Consider the following 16,702-nt stretch of genomic DNA (forward strand, 5'->3'; position numbering starts at 1 on the left):
GGACGGCCCGCCCGCAGCCACTGGTGGACCGGCTGTGGCAGGTGCTGGGCTGGCTGGTCGACGCACCCGCCTACTCTCACAGCCGGCCGGCCCTGGTGTCTGTGACCGAGATCGCCAGTGGTCGCCCGGCCAGGGTCAGCCAGCCGCGGTCGTCGGTGCCGCGGGCGTGATCGGCGTGATCGGCGCCATCGGCGGGATGACGGCGACCGGCGCCACCGAAGCGACCGACGCCACCGGCCCCACCGAAGCGACCGGCGGGACAGTGACCGGCGGGACGACGACGGCGGCGGACGACGGCGTGGCCGCAGCCGACGACGGCGTGGCCGGGAAGAGGCTGTCGAACACCGTGCCGCGGTCGAACTGCATGGCCCAGGCCCGGGCACGCTGCGCCAGGTCGCGCTTGTCCGCCTCCGGCATGTCCAGTACCACCCGGTCGACGGTGTCGGCGAGGGCGGTGATGTCGCCCGGCTCGACGATGACCGCCGTGTCGCCGACCGCCTCGCCGGTGCCGCCGGTCAGCGTGGTCACCACCGGCCCGCCACCGGCGAGCATCTTCTCCGTCAGGGCGATGCCGAACGTCTCGATGAAGTCGGGCTCGGGCTTGGTCGGCAGCACATAGGCCGCGCAGCCGGCCATCAGCAACGGCTTCTCGCGGTCGTCGACATCGGTGAGGAAAGTGATCCGGTCGTCCTCCACCGACAGTGCCCGGACATGCTCCAGCGCCGGTCCGGTGCCGGCGACGATCAGCCGCACCTGGTCGCGGCAGCGCATCTGGCCGTACGCGATCACCAGGTCGTAGATCCCCTTGGCCCGCGCCACCCGGGACAGGAAGAGGAGGTAGCCGCCGCGTCGCAGGCCACGGTGGGCGAGCGCGGCGTCCACCGCCGCCGGATCCGGATCGAGGTACGCCGACGCGTCGATCGGCGGGTAGCTGACGGTGACCCGTCGCCGGCACTGCTCGGCGAAGCTGGTGCCGCAGCGCGCGTCGACCTGCTCGGCGCTGGCCACGATCTCCTCTCGGGTGTACTCGGACACCGCGACGACCTCGTCGTTGGCGAGAAACGTGGTGAACAGCACGGTCGCCGCGCCGAGCCGCCCGTCCCGCAGGCACGACCTGATCACGTTGGTGACGTCGGAGCCGACGGCCTTGGCCACGGTGTGCACGTCCGGTGCGAAACCGGCCGCGCGGGCGGCCCGGACCGCGTCCTGCACGACCGTGGTGTGCGGCACCAGGTACATCGACAGGCAGGTGGTGGGCACCTGATCGGCGAGCAGCTCCACCAGCCGGCCGGTGAGACCGGCGAGGTGCCGGCCGTCGGGCACCCGGTAGTCCCCGACCGCTTCCGGCCGCTCGACGCTGATTCCCGGGCTGTACGGCAACAGCCGGTCCAGTGGCTTGAGCGGCAGGCCGGCCGCCTGCAGCGTCGGTATCGGCCAGGTCAGTAGCCGTACGTCGGAGAAGCCGCGGGTCAGCGCCACCTCGGCGAGGTTGCGGGCTTCGCCGGAGTGGCCGCAGATGACCGGGTCGGCTCTGACCACGATGACGAGACGGCGGGACGGACGGATCATCGGTTTCCTCGTTCGAGATGTAATGCTGGTGCGGATCAGCCGGGAATGAGGTGCGGGTCGGACGGGACGATCCGCGGATCGGACAGCGACGGCGGGCGGCTCTCGCATCCCCAGGCCGAGGGCCGCGGACCGAGCCGCAGATGCAGCCGGCCGCCCCGGTGCACGTCGGCCGCGCTGAGGTGGGTGGTGTCCAACGGCCTGCCGTTGAGGGTGGCCGACTGCACGTACTGCGGCGGTGGATCGCCGTCGGGGCCGTCGGCCCCGATCGGCATGTCCCGGTGCCCGCTGGTCTCGATGACGAACTCCCCGTCGCCGACGCGCAGCACGGCCCGGGCGAACGCGGGCACGTTGACCAGGAACAGACTCTGCCCGGCGACCGGAAACAGTCCCAGCGACGCCCACACGTACCACGAACTGAGCGCCCCGGAATCGTCGTTGCCCGGCAGTCCGCCGGGCCCGACGCCGAACTGCCAGGTCAGCGCCGACTGCACCACCCGGGCGGTGCGATCCGGCCGGCCGGCGTAGTGGTACGCCCAGGGCGCTTCCATGTCGGGTTCGTTGTTCAGTCCTTCGAACCGGTTGAGCGCGTACCCGGCGAGCATCTCGGCGGGCGACGGACGCCGACCGGGTTGGGTGACCGGCGCGGCGCCGAAGCCGAAGAACTGGTCGAGCTTGCCGACGAACGCCGCGTCACCGCCGGCCATGGCGATCCGGGCGGCCATGTCGTGCAGCAGCCGGAACGAGTAGTTCCACTTGCCGCCCTCGTAGAACTCCGAGTCGCGCAGCAGCCCGGTCACCGGGTCGAAGGCGTTCGACCACTGCCGGCTGCGCCGTTCCAGGTCGTCGGCGAGCCGCTGGTCGTTGAGCGCCCGGGCGATGAGGGCGGTGCAGTGGTGGGCGTACGCGAGGTCGAGGGTGTGCGATATCGGGTGCACCAGGCCGTGTTCGAAGAAGTCCTCGCCGTAGAGCCGACGCAGGTCGTCGACCATGTGCACCAGCGCCCAGCTCCAGTCCAGGCCGGCGTCCAGCCCGGCGCGCCCGAGCGCGTGGGCGTCGGCCAGCGCGGTGTGCGCCAGCGCGCTGGCCTGGCGGAAGAAGCGGTCGGCGCCGCGCGCCATCCGGTAGCCGATCGGGAAGTTGCCTTCCTCCTCGCAGACCCGGATGAGCGACTCCAGCAGGTCGGTGGCCCGGTTCGGGACGATGGCCGCGAGCAGCGGCAGCTGGGTCTTGTAGATGTCCCACATGGTGCAGATGTCGAACGCGTACGGCCCGGAGGTCGGCCAGAACGGGCTCTCGTCGTCGGCGAAGCACGGCTTGATCAGCGAGTGGTACAGCGCCGTGGCCATGACGGTGCGCCGGGCCGGCGTACCGCCCTCGACCTGGACGCGGTGGATGTGGTCGGCCCACCGGGCCCGGGTCGCGGCGCGCACCCCGTCGAACCCCGGCTGCGCCGGCCAGCACTCGCGTTCCAGGTTCTGCCGGGCCTGCTCGCAGCCGCGTAGCGAGAACCCGAGCCGGACCTCGATGGTCTGCCCGGACCGGACCGGACCCATGAACAGCATGCCGAACGGGCGCAGCGTGGTGTGCCGGATGCTGTCGAAGTCCAGCCGGGTGCCGCCGTTGATCAGCCGCCGGTCGTACCAGAGCATCTGCTGCCAGCCCGGTGGGCTGTCCACCTCCAGGTAGACCGACAGCGGCACGCCCTCCATCACCACGGTGCCCTGCGCCCGGCCGCGCCCCATGCTCTCGACCTGCGCCCGCAGCGGTACGGTGCGGCCGAGCTCGATGTCCAGGCCGCCGCAGGACAGGTCGACCACCACCCGGGCGCTGTGGTGCTCCGGGAAGGTGTAGCGGTGCACCGCGACCTTCTCCCCGACGGTCACCTCGCACCGCACTCCGGTGTCGACGGTCGCCGCGTAGTAGCCCGCCTCGGCGGTCTCGTCGTGCAGCGGCCACGCCTGTCCGAGCACGTCCAGCGGCTGCACCATCGGGGTGATCCGGACGTAGTTGTAGTACTTGCGGATCGCGCCGGTGCCGGACTGCTGGAAGTGGGTGAAGCCGGACGCCTGCAGCCGGTCGAACATCTCCTCGGGCACGCCCTCGGTGTTCTTGCTGTACCGGCCGTAGCCCGTCGGGTAGGCCCCGGAGTAGGCGCACGCCGAGACCATGCCCAGCGGCGAGGTGGCACCCGGGTGGGTGTTGCCCACCTGGGGTTTCGGCCACCACCAGGTGGCGGCCAGGCCGCGTGCTCGGGGCAGGTCGGTCGCGGCGGTGCCGATGAACGGGTCAATGTCGTCGAGAATGGCGGCACGGTACCAACGGCGGACCGTAGCCAGGTTTCGGCCAGATGAATTTCTTCCACAGGTCGATCCACGCTGATCGGTAACGACTATCCGCGTTCGGCGGTTCGCTGCACCAGCCGGCCGGTGAGGAACGGGCTCGGCGTGCCGTGCCAGCAAAGCACGAGCACATCACGGGCACGAGTGGCCGCCACGAAGAGCAGCGACCGGTCGCGCTGTCGTTCCCGCTGGTACCGCTTGGGGTCGGTGGCCCGGTACCGGTTAATCCGCTGCCGGGGCACCAGCCCGTCGCTGACCGCCGCGATGATCATCCGCTGGTACTCCAGGCCCTTGAACCGGTGCATGGTCCCGACGTGGACGCCGTCGGCCCGCTTCGGGCCATCAGGGCCGATCTCCCCGACGGACACGCCGTCCGCCGCCAGCCGGGCCATCACCTCGGCCGCCATCTCCTTGGTTGGTACGCAGACCGCCACTGACCCGTCATCAGGGCGGCCCCAGTCACGCAGCTGCTCGGCGATCAGGTCACGCTCCTGTGCCCAGGTGGCGGCACCTCGCAGGACGGGTCGGGGACCGTGCAGCACCGACCGGTACCCGGTGAGGTTCTCCTCGCCCCCGTCGAGGTCGTCGTAGACCTCGCCGGTCATGATTTCCAGCGCGTCGGCCAGGATCTGTCGGGTGGTGCGGTAGCTGAGCGTCAACCGGCGGGAACGCCCTCGGATGTTGATGCCGAGGCTGCCCAGGGTGACGTGGTTGTCGTAGATCCGCTGGTGCGTGTCACCGGCAAGGAACATGTCGTTGGGGCCGGGTGCCACCATTGCCCGCAGCAGCTTCCAGTGTGCGGCGCTGAGGTCCTGTGCCTCGTCGACGACAACATGCTGATACCTGGGCCGGTGGAAGCCCCCCGACGACTCGCTGGCAGAGTTGGCGGCGGCGACCCGGTCCATCTCCAGCCGCGCCGCCCGCTGGGCGACCTGCCGCCAGGTCCACAGACCCTGGCCGTCCAGCCAGCTGACGAACCGTTCGGTGATCTGCCAGATCCGGTCCCGCTCCGCCCGGCTCAGGCTGCGACCCCGGTTGGGGCGGCGGGCCCGGAAGTAGTCGGTACGCGAGTCGAGCACCTGCCCGAGGATGACCTGGTTCCACTCGGCGGCCAGGAACTCGGCGTCCCAGTCCGTGGTGCCAGTCTCGGCCAGGTACTCCTCCCACAGCCGCAGCACCCGGCTGTCGTCGACGATCCGCCGGCCACCGCCACTGTTGGCCTCGGCCACCACCCGGCCCGCCAGCCGGTCGATATTGACGATGTCGACCCGCTCGACGAGCTTCTCACCGCCCAGCGCCAGCAGCCGGGTGCGCAGGTCGGCGGCGAGGTTGCGGTTGAAGGTGGTGAGCAGAACGGGCTTGTCCTTGCCGGCGGGAAGCCGCCTGACCAGGTGGGCTACCCGGTGCAGGGCAACGATCGTCTTGCCGGTGCCCGGTCCGCCGCCGACCCGGGCCGGGCCGCGGAAGTTCTTCTCGGCGAGCTCGCGCTGGGCGGGGTGAAGGAAGACCTGCCACCGCTCGAAGGGCAGGTCGAGCATGGCCTGAAGGGCCTCGTCGTCGGAGGACACCTGGGTGGCGGGTCGCTGCAGCGCGGCGGTGAAGTCCTCCGGGTCCACCGACTCCCGGACCCGTACCGGTTCGGTGATGTATTCGCGCACTTCGTCTATCGGCCGGCCGTCGAACAGGGCGAGCAGCACGTCGACGGTGAGCTGTGGGGCCCGGTCGATCAGCCCGAGCAGGTCGGTTTCGGTGGCGAGTACACGGATCTGCGGCAGCAGCGGCTCCGCGACGCCGAGCGAGACCAGTTGCTTATCGGTGTAGGCGTCGAACAGCGCCTTGCTGGCGGGCTCAGGCTCGGGCTCAGGCGGCAGGACCCGGCCGACGATGCTGTCGCCGACCGGGGTCAGGTCGACCACCTCGATGCCGCCGGTGACGCGGTTGATCCGGTACGCGTAGCGGTCGAGGTTGTCGTACACCTCACCCCGGTGCTTGACCGCGACGAGGAGATACTCGCGGTTTTCGATATGCAGCAGCAGAGCCCGCAGTTCCCGGCTGATCCGGGCCGACATCAGTCGGGAGTCGCCATTCAGCGGCTTCAGATGCAGGCCCGGGTTGTCCGGGTTGTCGCGGAACTTGTGCATGAACTCGTACACGGCGCCCTTGTCGGCCCGGGTGAGCTTCATGACCTCCTTGTCGGCCCGATCCAGCATCTGCAGACCCGCCCTGGTGTTCGTCATCCCTCTCCCTTGCCGTTGGCTGCGATCCGTTCCACCAGGTCGGCGACCGACCAGTCCCGGGCCGGTCGGGCGTGCCAACCGTCCGCCGCGTACGCCTGGTCACGCCCCTCGATTTCGGGGTCGTCGTCGGGCCCGGCCAGCACGATGGCGATCCGCTTGTCGGGCCAGGCGAGCTCGGCCTGCCAGCCCTGGTCGCCCAGTTCGTAACCGACGACCGGAGCGGGCAGGCCGTGGCTCGCCAACTGCCGAGCGAGCCGGTCCAGAGTGGTTTCGTCGCGGTCGAGGTAGCGCAGCACGTCCTGCCATTGCGTGTCGACGTCGTCCGGCGCCGCCTGCGGTGGTGTCGGGTCGGCAGCCACCCCGAGCCAGGTGGCGGTCTCGTCGTCCAGCGGCGACACGCGGTGTGCCGGCGCGACGCCGGTCTGTTCGGCGGCCGGCAGCAGCGCCGGGTCGAAGGCGGTGCCCAGCGTGGAACGAGCCAACTGCCGGCCGTCACCGTCGCCCAGGGCGAGAAACTGGATCACATTGCCCCAGGCGAGCCAACTGCCCCAGCGTCGCCGATGGCCCGGTTCGCCGACGCCGGTAGCCGAGTCGTCGATGGCGGCCAAGGCCGACCAGGCCGGCGGCTGGTGGCGGGTGTCGGCGAGCAGCGTCACCGGGCACCCGTCGTCGTCGGTGGCCCGCGCGACGATGATCCGGCCGGCGGTCTTCACCGGCAACGGTTCGTCTTGTAGCGCGGCGATCACGGCGTCCGGAACTCGGGCGGAATCCACCACCGTGTGCTCGCGGGCCTGTTTGAACAGCCCGAGGACCAGTGCCTGCGCCCGACGCCGCCACCGGTCGAGATCGGGGTCGGCCAGGAAGTGCATCAGCTGGTCGATCGGGTTGGCCCAGACCGCGCGTTCCAGCTCGTCCGGATCACCACCGCCGTCCTGGTACGACGTCCGCGCGTTCCGCCGGCTGACCCCGCCGTACGGCGACCACCGGCCCGGATCTCCCTCGTCGCCCCAGGAACGTGCGTCCTCCCAGGTCGCGGCGAAGACCAGGTAGTCGTGGTCGCGCAGCCGGGCCCGCTTGTCGGCGTCGTCAGCCAACCGGTTGTACGGCGGTTGCCCGTGGTAGCGGAAACCGTCGAGGTAGACGACGACGTCCGGTGACGACGCGTCGAGGCGTTTGAAGTGCACGTCCGGGCGGGTGCCACGGATGGTGTTCTGCAGCTTCATCTGCCAACGGCTGACGTGTCGCCCGTCCGCGCCGGAGAAGGTCAGGTCCGCCAGCCGGGCCCCGTCCCGGTCGGTGCGGCGCTCGATTCGCAGCCTGGAGTCGGGCTGCTTGGGCCGGTCCAGCAGTTTGTTGAGGAACAGCAGTTCCAGCTCGCTTTCGACCTGGTCGATCAGGGAGATCTCGTCGGTCCGGGTGCCTTCCCGGATCTGCCAGCCGTCGAGCAGCCGTTCCAGCATCCCGAGCGCTTCGGCCCTGCTCATCAGCGGGAACTCGTCGTCGCGGGCATAGCGCAGCAGGCAGCGGTGGCAGACCGGCCGACCCTCGTGCCAGCATTCGCAGCTCAAGATCCGGTCGCGGGCCAGCCGCAGCACCGAGCGGAACTCCTCGGGGCGGGCCAGCCGGTGCAGGTATCCGGTGCCCTGCGGTTGGGTGTCGAAGACGACGACGAAGTTTCGGGTCTCGCCGCTACCGACCTCACCTGTGCGGCGAGGCGCGGTGTCGGGCATCGTGGCGAGCACCACCCGCAGGTGGGCCGGGTCGCCGCCGTACCGGGCGGCGATGCCGAGTCGGATGGCGGCGGCGAAGGAGACCAGTCGCTCACGCACGGCGGCGGTCACCGCCGGGATCAGGATCCGCAGCGCCTCGGTCTCCAGCTCGTGGGCGAGGATCAGGCTGACGTGGTTGGTCAGTCCGGCGGCTGTCCGCCGGTTGGGGCACCACGGCCGGTGATGCTCGGCGCCCTGCGGGACGGTCACGCCGGAGTCATGGGCGGCGACCTGTTGACTGGTGGCCGGCTCGCCGTCGACGGTGGTGCCGCCGCAGGCGGTGCAGGTGTGGAAATGGTTGATCCGTACTTCGTCGCCGGCGAACAGCTCGGTGGCCCGGTCGTAGCGTTGGGCGCCGAGGTTGAAGTGTCGGATCACCGCCCGGCGGCTGTAGTCGACACCGAACGTGTCGCGGGTGTGTCGCCAGGAAAAGTCGATCTGCTCGGGGTCGACGTCGACCGCGACGGTGGTCGAGTAGTACCGGTGTTCGCGGTCGTCGCTGTCGTCACGGATCCGGGCGTCGTCTCGTTTGTCCCGGCTGAGCACCCGGGCCGGTCGCAGCACGTTGAACAGTCGTCCGTGGTCGGCGATGCCCCGGTCGAGGCAGCGCGGGCAGGCGCTCAGGTCCTCGGCCGCGAGATGGGTGCGCACGTAGCCGCACTGGGCGCACACCCGCCACTGCCGGTACGCCGGCCGGTCGGGGGTGCCGACGTCGAGCCCGGAGATCTCGTGCCGGTAGCCGCGTACGTAGTAGTTGTTGCCGGGGGCGAGTTCGCGTAGCGCCTGGCGGGCCGGTCGGTCGTACTCCCGCAGTTCGCTGCGGAACCGACGGTCGCCCTCGCCGCTGCGTTCCTCCCAGGTGAGGGTGGCTTCCAGCGCGGTACGGGTATCGATGAGGGCGTAGTTGGGCAGCAGCCCGAGCTCGACCATGGCACCGTGCGCGGCGGCCGAGTTGATCTCGTTCATCCGGTTACGGATGGCTTTCGCCTCGGATCTCAGCTGTTTCAGCTCACGGGCGTGGCCCGGGTCGGTCTTCACCATCGTGCCGCTGGTCTGCCGGATCTCGTCGAGGCGTCGGCGCAGGTCGGATAGCCGGTCGTCCCAGGACTGTTCGGCCTCGGCCACCCGGTCGCTGATGCCGCCCCGGGCGAAGTCACGTAGCTCCTCGGCGGCGGTCGGCAGCACCCGGTCGCCGAAGAGTGCGAGGAATCCCTCGACGAGCCGGCTGGCGTCCCGGCGGGCGGCGTCGGCCAGCCCGGTCAGCCAACCGGTCGGGCCGAACAGCTGGTTGGCGCGGCGCGGCAGCGGCTGCGTCAGCCCAGGCACCTGGTCACGGGCGGCGAGGTCGATCAGGTGGGCGAGGTACTGCCGACGCAGGATCTCCACCGCAGACAGGAAACAGCCCGGCGGCACGATCTGCCCGGCGATCATGTCGCGCGGTGAGGTGAGGTAGTAGCGGTCCCGTTCCTTGCGGCCGAGCAGGGTCAGCACCAGGGCGTTGCCGCTGCGGCGACCGGCCCGCCCGGCGCGTTGCACGTAGTTGGCCGGGCCGCGCGGCAGTGACGCCAGCACCACCGCCGACAACGCCCCGATGTCGATACCCAGCTCCAGCGTGGGTGTGCAGGCCAGCACGTTCGGATCGGTGTAGCGCACGCCGTCGCGGAACTGCCGCTCGACGGTTTCCCGCTGCGCCCGGGTCAGCATGCCGGTGTGCTCACCGGTCACCACCCGGAACACCGGCCGGTGCAGGTAGAGCCGGCGGTAGTAGTCGTCCGGGGCGGTGCCGTCCAGGGCCGGGCGCAGCCGACCGGAGCAGCGGTACTGCCGGCACGGCTGGCCGACCCAGTCGACCACCCGACCCGGGTGTTCGGTCTGCTGCCAATGGCAGGTGTCGCAGCCGATACCGGCGGCGACGGCCGCATCGTCGTCCAGCCGGGTGACCCGCAGGTGGCCGGGGAGCAGCCCGTAGACGGTGTTGCCGCCCTCGGTGCTGCCGGCGGCGACGATCTGGGCGGCGGCGAGCGCGGGCAGCAGCCGGCTCAGGTAGCCGGCGGCGTCGGTCGGCTCCAGACCGAGGCAGCGGATCGCCCAGTCCTGGTACCAGTTGCCCTTCGCGGTGATCGCGTCGAACTCGGAGCGGGACTGCGGGCTGGCGAGCAGGAACGCCGGTGCGGACAGTCCACGGGGGAACGCCGGCAGACCGGGCGGGCGGCCGCCCCAGATCTGCCAGCGGGTGCCGCCCCGCTTGAGGTACGGCCGCAGCCACTCGTGGTAGACCGCTCCCCTGCTGCGCAGCCGCTCCAGCAGGCCACGCAGGAAGGCCAGGTACCGGGCGTCGTCGGGCGGATCGGTGAGCTGCCCGGGGCCGGTGAGGTGCACGTCGCGGCAGAGCGCCGCCGCGCGGGCCGGGTCGTCGAGGGCGACCTCGACTGCGACGCTGCGGGTCAACTCCAGGGTGCGGCCCTGCCGGGCCCGCAACCCGGTTTCCATGATCGCGGCGAAGACGAGCCGTTCGGCGATCAACGTCCAGGTTTCCCGGTCGCCGGTGTGTTCCCCGGCGAGCAGCCCATCAACGCCGGGCTGGTCGTGCAGGTCGGGCGGGACGACGCTGGCCAGGGTCTGCGGATCGGTGGCGGCGGCGACCATGCCGGCGAGCAGCTCGTCGAGCCCGACCGGCTCGCCGGCCGTCAGCTGGGCGGCGAGCAGTGTACGCAGGGAGAAGCCGTAGGAGCGGCTGGCGACGAAGCCGGCCCGGTGCGCCGCGTCCTGCACGGAGTCGTTGAACAGCAGTGTCTTGCGTTCCTGCGCCGCCAACTCGCCGCTGGTGAACAGCTGGGTGATCGCCACCGAGGCCAGGGTGGCCAGGCCGGCACCGAGGAACCGGATGCCGTGGTCGAGCCCGCAGGACGGGCAGCGGTCCCGCTCAGCCGCCTCGACGTTGGTGAGCTCACCGAGCACGACCACCGCGTCGTCGGTCGTCTCCCGGTCGCGAAATCTGTCGAAGGGGCGGACCCGGTGGCCGTGGTCCAACACCAGCAGGGTGCGGGACCGTTGGCGTACCTCGTCGTCGGTCGCGGCGATGAAGGCTCGGACCCGGCGCTTGTCCCGCCCCACACTGGCCCGGTAGGTCTTGTCCGGGTCGTCGTCCAGCTCGTGCGGGTCCTTCTCCGGCGACAGGGCCGCCCAGCCGGACCGTCCGCAGTGCCGGCAGTAGATGGCGGGCAGCAGCTGGTGGCGGGCACCGGCGACGACGTCGTCGTGGTCTTCGGAGCCGACGAATTCGAGGCTGCGGTGCGGTTCGCCGTACCAGCCGAACATGGGTCGTGGGGCGACGGCGCGCAACAGCCGGGAGACCGACCGCGCCCACAGGTGGGTCTCGATGTGCAGCAGTGGCCGGGTCGGGTCGTCCGGGTTGTGGGCCAGGGACAGCAGCCCGACGAAACGGGCCAACGCCCGTGCGGTGATCTCCGGACGGGTCCGCAGCGCGCCGCCCCAGCCGGTGACGTTCTTGCGCGGCAGCACGTCGATGACCTCAGCGAGGGTGCGCGGCTGGGGTCCGATGGCCTGGAGCACCGCCCGGGTCAGCGGGTGCCGGCGCAGCAGCCGGCCGAGCCGCGCCGGGTCGTCGGCGCAGCGCTCACCGAGCAGCAGCTCGGCGGCGTCATCGGCGGCGGACCGGCCACCGTCGCCGTCGCTGTCCCGGATCGCGGCCAGCTCCTCGGGGTTGGGCAGCGGTAGGCCGTACTCCTGCTCGGCGACGAACTCGTCCGGGTCGTAGCGTTCCTCGCCGATCACCGAGGTGTCGTCGAAGGCGACGCCGAAGACCTGCTCGGCGACGTCGCGGATCGCGGTGGCGCCGTCCTGGCCGCCGCCTTCGCCCAGGGTGGCGGAGGTGGCGACGGGGCAAATCGGGCCGAGTGGCCGGTCCGGGCGGGCCAGGCCGAGGGCGGCGGCGAGCCGCCGCAGCAGCATCGCCACGTCGGTGCCCTGCGCGCCGTCGTAGGTGTGGAACTCGTCGAGGACGACGTACTCCGGTTCGGCGCCTTCCCACAGCGGCAGGTCGTCGGCGCGTTGCAGCAGCAGGTCGAGCATCTTGTAGTTGGTGATCAGGACATCCGGTGAGGTGCGGCGCATCTCCGACCGTTTGGTCATCACGTGCGGGTATTCGACGGCCGCGACGTCACCGATGTAGAGCCCGGCGGTCACCCCGGCCAGTGCCGGGTCGGTCAACAGCTCGTTGACGCGCTGGGTCTGGTCGGTGGCCAACGCGTTCATCGGATAGAGCAGGATCGCCTTGACGCCGACGTGCCCGGCGGCCCGTCGCCGACGGCAGTGGTCGAGCACCGGGATCAGGAACGACTCGGTCTTGCCGGATCCGGTACCGGTGGTGATCAGCGTCGGCTGCGCCGGGCCGTCCCTGGTGGCGAGCCGGGCGAACGCCCGGGCCTGATGCAGGTAGGGCGTGAAGTCGGCGGGCGCCCAGTCGAGGTCCGCGCGCCAGTCACCCGTGGCGGGTCGGAACGGAGTGCGGATCCGCAGGTACGGGCCGCGAAAGATGCCGTGCTCGGGGTGGGTCAGGAAGCGCTGCAGCCCGTCGCGCATCCGGTCCTCACTGAGCCCGAAGGTGGTGGTGAGGTACTGCGTCAGGGTGTCACGCAGGGTGTCGGCGGCGATGGTCGGCCTCATGACGCACTCACCGGGGCATGCTACTGCGATCACACCCGGTGTCCGCATCCACCGTTGGGTCTGCGCTAACGGCGACGCCAGACTACAACCGCGCCGGCCTTGGGCAGGATCCAGTCGTCGACGGAGATCGCGATGAACCGGGTGTCGTCAAGTCCGGGTGCATACTCCACCGACGCCGGCCGGGTGAGGCCGAAGTAGTCCAGCGCCCGGATCCGGGCGATGTCCGGGACGGAGACGCTGATCGAGTAGGTTGCGGAGAACGTCGGTCTGGGTACTTCGAAGCTGAGCAGGTTGCCGTCCGCGAGAACCTTCGCGTTGAACGAGTACTGGACGAACAGGTCGGTCCGGTCGGCGAACTCCTCGGCCGGCGGGAACGCGACGTACTCACGCTCCAGGTCGTTCTTCTGAAACTGCACCTGCTGGCCGCCGAAGTTGACGCTCAGCAGCGAGAATCCCTCGTCCCACCGGCCGTCGAACTCGCCGGTCGACGGCAGCCGCCAGACCACGCCCAGGTCCGGGGAGCGCAGGAGGCGGTCGTAGTCCTCCTGCCAGGTGCCGACCTTGAAGGTGAATCTGGTGCGCTTGACGTCCGTCGTGTGGTAACCGAACTGGAGAAAGACGTCGTAGTAGTCGTGCTGTCGCCCGCTCGCCTCAGCGGTGTCCAGCCCGAACAGCTCGGCCCGCACCACCAGGTTGCGCCATCGCTCCTGGGACTCGAAGACGTTGGTACGCAGCTTGCGTGCGATCACCGTCCCCAGGTCGGCGCTCCCACTACGCAGCCGCGCGGCGTTTTCGATCACCCGGTCCAGTTCCTCGGGCGCGAGCCGGAGCGCCTCGATCCGCGAGCCCGCCGCCAACGACTGGGCCACCGCCGTGCGTACCCTGTCCTCCTGCTGCGCCAGCGCGGACCGCACCATCTCCATGAACCGGTCCTCCGCCACCTGATTCAGCAGCACCTGAAAGATGGTGATCGTCAGGCCGGCCTGGAACACCGCTATCCCGACGTCGTAGATCCGCAGCTTCGACCAGAGACTCGCCGGTGTCGAGATCGTGAGTGCCCCGTCGGGCCCGCTGGTGATGGTGGGGCTCTCCGAGGGAGTGATCAGGATCAGCAGCAACCCGACGGCCATCGCCAGCGTGCCGAGCAGCAGTCCCCGGCTGCGGTACAGGTCGGAGAGCGCTCCCAGCAGGGTCCGGCGCGATGGCGTGAGGGGGTGCACGGAACCTCATCTCCGCGACGTACTGCCGCTCGGCGGTAGGTACCTGATGACCGGCTGGTTCGCCGCCTCACTCATCGCGAGGTAGTGCCGCACGTTGGAGTAGCCAACCTGCTCACCGTCTCGGGCGAACAGCGCCGACTCGCTGCCCAGGCGTTTGAGCACCGGCACGCCGACCTCGGCCGGCACATCGGCCTGCCGGCACACCTCGACGAGTGAACGTCCCTCGTCCACCTCATCGAGCAACACCACTTCGAGCGGGGTGAACACGTGCGACGGCAGATACCCGGCGCAGAAGGCGTCGAGCAGCGCCGTCGTGTCGTCGTTCCAGCTGCCGCGCGGCAGGTCGAGCTGGCCGAACGTTCCGGAGAAGACCGCGATCTCCGCCGCGTGGATGCTGGCGCGTCCTCGATGGGCGAGCTCGACGAGACCCTCGATGCCGAACTCCCGGTACAGCAGGTTCGCTTGCCGGGTGTGGTCCCGGTAGAGCGACCAGAGCTTCGGTCGCTCGACTCCGTGGCGGCCGTAGACAAGCACATTGCGCAACGCGGCCAGTGGCACGGCGGCGGTCGCGGCAAAGCAGGTGCCGAGCACCTCGGCGATGCCCTCTTCCAGGCCCATCGCGTAGACCTCCGGGTCGACCCGGCCCGGCACCGTGTGGATGAGTTCGTGGGCGAAGAGCGCCTCGCTGTAGATCGGTCGGAGCGCGTCGCGCCGGAAGTAGACGCCGGGTCGGATGTCGTAGCGTTCCTCGTCCTCCCGGTCCGGTGCGAACGCCGCCCACCCGAACTGGTTGAACGGCGCCGGGAACTCGTCCACGATGTGCAGGTCCGACTCGCCCAGGTCCAGACCGACTTGGGTGAGCCTGGTCTTGATGGACCCGGCGGCCGCGTCGATCCGCTCCCGGACGGAGGATTCCGCATCGGGCAGCGGCGTCGCGGCGATTGTCCGCAGGTCCTCCGCGACGAGGATGTGCAGCGCCGAGGCTTCATCCCTGACCGGCCCCTGCCCCTGCGGCGCGAGGTCGTCGGCCAACGCCCGGAGCATCGCGGCGGCCGCCTCTGCGGTGACCACGGTGTCCAGGTCGATGCGCGCGGCGACGAACTCGACGAACCGATCGACGTTCGCGAACCTGCACGCCGCGAGGTACATGCCGCCGTACATGACATCGCGCACGGTCATTCCCACGATGAAACTCCCTCGTCAGCCGCCACCGCCGTTGCCATTGACCCAACCTCCGTCGCGCTTCATCGCATCATCGCCCCCGTCTCCTCCTCGTCGTCTCGGCCGTGAGGTTTTCCGGTTGCAGCGCTGCCGCAAGTCGGGACGTCTGGATGGCGACCTCTGTGGCGACCTGGCCGAACGACGCGGCCAGCCCTTCCTCGGACACCTCGGACAGGCATCTACCGGCCGCCGCGACCAGAGATGACGAGATCTCGTCCGCGCAGGCCCGCAGCAGGGCAAGGCGCTGATCCGAGGCATCGTCATGACCCCGCGCGGCCTGGAACCTCTGCGTCTCGCAGATCGTCTCGACCTGCTGGTACGGCGCGAGTACCTGGCGCATGCCGGCGTACAGGTGCGACACCAGATCATCGGCGAAGTCGTAGTAGACCCGGTAGCCGCCGGCCCGCAGCGCAACGCCTTGCCGCTCGTAGAAGCGCAGCAGCGGGGCGCCCGGGTACAACTCAAGTCGGTTCGTGAGCCGACGGTAGTTGGTGATCCGGTTGCGCGCGAGAAAGGCGAGATTCTCCGCCACGCCGTCCAGCGTAGACGTCGGCTGGAACATGATGAAGCCAGTCGAGAAGTCGATGTTCAGCCGCCGCAGCGTGGCGATGGCATCCTCCACCGCCGCTGTCGTGGTCCGCTTGCCGAAGAGCTTGATGTCTGGGTCCGTGGCCGACTCGATGCCGATCAGCACATGCCGCAGCCCGGCCGACCGCAACCGGGCCAGAATCTGCTCGTCGATCTCGTCGACCCGGCACTCGATCGAGTAGGTGATCCGAAACGGCAGGCGGTCGAGCAGGTCCGCGAACTCGAAGGCGCGGTCACGCCCCTGACCCGCGCCGCCGAGGAAGTCGTCGTCGACGATGCTGACCGCGTCGACGCCGTGGACATCGTGCAGGTAGGCGATCTCGTCAACGACCGACCTGGCGCTGCGGTGACGCCATCGCGGCAGCTCGTGGTAGCGATTGGCATAGTTGCCGGACTGGCAGAAGGTGCAGTGGGCGGCGCATCCACGACTGGTCGACATCGTGGCGTGCCCACCCCGGTACGCTCCGGCGTTCGGTTCGCGGTACGCGAACGGCAGGTCGTCGAGCCTGACGACTGGCGGACGGGGTCCAGCGCTCACGACACCGGCGCCGTCACGTACGTACAGGCCTTTCACCCCGCGGTCGTCCCGGTCGCTGAGCAGCCTCGACCAGACCTCGGAGATCACCTCATCGCCCTCGTACATGCATGCCGAATCGAGCTCAGGGCAGTCACGCATGACGTCTTCCCACAGGAACTGGAGTCCCTGGCCGCCGATCATGTAGTAGGCAGCCGGGGCGTCACGGCGCAGCCAGCGGACCAGCTCGATCGCGTCGGGAGTCTGCCTCGTGAACAGCACTCCGACACCTACCAGGACCGCGTCGCGCGCGAACTGCCGGACAGCATCCGGAGGCGGCATCGGGCACTCGTCGACCACGTGCACGTCAGCACCCAGCCGGTGCAGCATCGCCGCCACGGCTCGAAGACCCAGGCTCTCGGCGGATAGATACTCGCCATGGTCGTACGCTGGCGCGAGAAGCAGCGCCGATGGTCCACGTCGAATGGACACGGCATCCTCCGCCACCGCCTGGCACGCCGCCGGTCCCCGACCGACCTCCCCACCAGATTAAGGTTCC

At 70.2% G+C, this 16,702-nt stretch carries 7 protein-coding genes; all 7 read right to left on the bottom strand.

Annotated elements, in window-relative coordinates:
* Nucleotides 1-135: 135 nt before the first annotated feature.
* The 7 genes from ACN27F_RS04125 to ACN27F_RS04155 all read right to left on the bottom strand — a co-directional run bounded on the left by ACN27F_RS04125 (nucleotide 136) and on the right by ACN27F_RS04155 (nucleotide 16,635).
* Nucleotides 136-1,569: a glycosyltransferase gene (locus ACN27F_RS04125; RefSeq protein ID WP_421431273.1), complete on the bottom strand. Its 1,434-nt coding sequence runs from the start codon at nucleotides 1,567-1,569 to the stop codon at nucleotides 136-138.
* 35 nt (nucleotides 1,570-1,604) lie between these two features.
* Nucleotides 1,605-4,028 carry a glycoside hydrolase domain-containing protein gene (locus tag ACN27F_RS04130; RefSeq protein ID WP_421431274.1) on the bottom strand — a complete coding sequence of 808 codons (2,424 nt, stop codon included), beginning with the start codon at nucleotides 4,026-4,028 and terminating at the stop codon, nucleotides 1,605-1,607.
* Nucleotides 3,959-6,145, bottom strand: coding sequence for a UvrD-helicase domain-containing protein (locus ACN27F_RS04135; RefSeq protein WP_421431275.1), 2,187 nt, complete (start codon nucleotides 6,143-6,145; stop codon nucleotides 3,959-3,961). The genes ACN27F_RS04130 and ACN27F_RS04135 overlap by 70 nt, the downstream gene beginning before the upstream one ends.
* Nucleotides 6,142-12,600: a DEAD/DEAH box helicase gene (locus ACN27F_RS04140; protein WP_421431276.1), complete on the bottom strand. Its 6,459-nt coding sequence runs from the start codon at nucleotides 12,598-12,600 to the stop codon at nucleotides 6,142-6,144. Before ACN27F_RS04140 ends, ACN27F_RS04135 begins: the two co-directional genes overlap by 4 nt.
* A gap of 65 nt (nucleotides 12,601-12,665) precedes the next feature.
* Nucleotides 12,666-13,820: a hypothetical protein gene (locus ACN27F_RS04145; RefSeq protein ID WP_421431277.1), complete on the bottom strand. Its 1,155-nt coding sequence runs from the start codon at nucleotides 13,818-13,820 to the stop codon at nucleotides 12,666-12,668.
* A 6-nt stretch (nucleotides 13,821-13,826) separates the two neighbouring features.
* Complete coding sequence (locus ACN27F_RS04150) at nucleotides 13,827-14,999, bottom strand: hypothetical protein (RefSeq protein ID WP_421431278.1); 1,173 nt, start codon at nucleotides 14,997-14,999, stop codon at nucleotides 13,827-13,829.
* 73 nt (nucleotides 15,000-15,072) lie between these two features.
* A complete protein-coding gene (locus ACN27F_RS04155; protein ID WP_421431279.1) occupies nucleotides 15,073-16,635 on the bottom strand; it encodes a B12-binding domain-containing radical SAM protein in 1,563 nt (520 codons plus the stop codon).
* Nucleotides 16,636-16,702: the final 67 nt, after the last annotated feature.

The sequence above is a fragment of the Solwaraspora sp. WMMB335 genome (genome assembly GCF_049179075.1).
In the GTDB taxonomy this organism is placed as follows: domain Bacteria; phylum Actinomycetota; class Actinomycetes; order Mycobacteriales; family Micromonosporaceae; genus Micromonospora_E.

Bases quoted from the DNA above. Each gene is read 5' to 3' on its own strand.
- ACN27F_RS04135 (WP_421431275.1), bottom strand. From the start codon at position 6,145: ATGACGAACACCAGGGCGGGTCTGCAGATGCTGGATCGGGCCGACAAG.
- ACN27F_RS04140 (WP_421431276.1), bottom strand. From the start codon at position 12,600: ATGAGGCCGACCATCGCCGCCGACACCCTGCGTGACACCCTGACGCAG.
- ACN27F_RS04125 (WP_421431273.1), bottom strand. From the start codon at position 1,569: ATGATCCGTCCGTCCCGCCGTCTCGTCATCGTGGTCAGAGCCGACCCG.
- ACN27F_RS04150 (WP_421431278.1), bottom strand. From the start codon at position 14,999: ATGACCGTGCGCGATGTCATGTACGGCGGCATGTACCTCGCGGCGTGC.